The sequence below is a fragment of the Actinomadura soli genome, assembly GCF_005889715.1.
Classification (GTDB): Bacteria; Actinomycetota; Actinomycetes; order Streptosporangiales; family Streptosporangiaceae; genus Spirillospora; species Spirillospora soli.
The window spans coordinates 1-852 of record NZ_VCKW01000594.1 but is presented as its reverse complement, the minus strand read 5'-3'; the positions used below and the strand labels follow the sequence as shown (position 1 = coordinate 852).

The 852-nt window shown below is 71.9% G+C and carries 2 protein-coding genes; one reads left to right on the top strand and one right to left on the bottom strand.

Translation table 11 applies throughout. The annotated features are described in order from the left end of the window. Positions 1-49 precede the first annotated feature (49 nt). Entirely contained in the window at positions 50-319 is a 270-nt protein-coding gene (locus ETD83_RS42055; protein WP_230421552.1) for a GlsB/YeaQ/YmgE family stress response membrane protein, read from the top strand. 5 nt (positions 320-324) lie between these two features. Here the strand turns inward: ETD83_RS42055 and ETD83_RS42050 are convergent. Then, positions 325-852: AMP-binding enzyme (locus tag ETD83_RS42050; RefSeq protein WP_138650799.1), on the bottom strand; the 528-nt coding region annotated here is incomplete at its 5' end.

Genomic DNA, 852 nt, shown 5'->3' with positions numbered 1-852 from the left:
TCGGAGATGGGTATAAGAGACAGCCATCGGGGGGCTCGCCGCGGCCGTCGTGCTGGGCGCGGCCGTCGGCGTGCTGGGACGGCTGATCGCGCCGGACCGGGAGAGTATGCCGGTCTGGTGCACGATCGCTGTCGGCATCGTCGCGGCGTTCGCCGGGACGGGCCTCGCCCACCTGTTCGGCGTGGCGTCCGGGAGCTGGAGCCTCTGGGAGACGGGCTTCCAGATCTCGATCGCCGCGCTCGGCGTGTTCCTGGTGGCGGTGTGCTGGCCCAAGCGGATCGTCCACCGGCCGAGACCGCCCGGGTCCAAACCGCCCTGAACGGCTTAGGGGGCCTTGCGGAGGACGGGGCGCAGGTCGTCCAGGACGTCCGGGTCCTCGATCGTGGACGGGACGGAGACCGCCTGGCCGTCGGCGATGCCGCGCATCACGCCCCGGAGGATCTTGCCCGAGCGGGTCTTGGGGAGCGCGGCGACGACGGTGATCTCCTTGAGCGCGGCGACGGGCCCCACCTGGTCGCGGACCATGGCGAGCAGCTCCGCGCACACCTCGCCCGGCTCGGCGAGGACGCCGCTCTTCAGCACGACCAGCCCGCGCGGGACCTGGCCCTTCAGGGCGTCCTGGACGCCGATGACCGCGCACTCCGCGACGGCCGGATGGGAGGCGATGACCTCCTCCATCGTCCCGGTGGACAGCCGGTGCCCGGCCACGTTGATGACGTCGTCGGTGCGGCCCATCACCCAGACGTAGCCGTCCTCGTCGATGTGGCCGCCGTCGCCGGTGAGGTAGTGGCCCGGGTACCTCGTCAGGTACGACTCCACGAAGCGCTCGTCGTCCTGCCAGAGGGTGGGGAG